The 407-nt window shown below is 51.8% G+C and carries 1 protein-coding gene; it reads right to left on the bottom strand.

Annotated features, from left to right (window positions below):
- Window positions 1–407 (bottom strand): Ig-like domain-containing protein (locus CWC14_RS19350; RefSeq protein WP_171036917.1); only part of this gene is annotated, 407 nt, incomplete at both ends.

The raw sequence follows: 407 nt of genomic DNA, 5'->3' as shown, positions 1-407 counted from the left end.
CACGCCTGAGCTTAAAGTAAGCAAGCTCGATACCGAGCTGATTTGCTCGCTTAGCGGAATAAGTTGAACCTCGCCTTCAGGGCAAGAGCTCGGGGCATCGGCTGCTTGGCAAGCTTCATACTCATCAACCCAACAGGTTAAATCATCACCTTCAGGCAATGCCGCTACGTCTGCTTTTGGCACATAGCAGGCTTTCACAACTAGGGCACCAGGCACCACACCAGAGGTCACTGTGGTTTGCACCACACCGTTGTTATCGGTATTACCTGTTACCTGAGTCAGTGCTGCTTCACCAGTACCGTCCGTCAAACGAAAATCGATGCGGTCTTGAGCCACTGTGTTGCCATCTTCATCAAGAAGTTTAAAGCGCACCACAGAATGTGTAGGAACACCGCCTTCCCCCGGAG

This window comes from Pseudoalteromonas sp. S3260 (assembly GCF_005886925.1).
GTDB classification, from domain to species: Bacteria; Pseudomonadota; Gammaproteobacteria; order Enterobacterales; family Alteromonadaceae; genus Pseudoalteromonas; species Pseudoalteromonas tetraodonis.
This window is presented reverse-complemented; position numbering and strand designations above follow the sequence as displayed.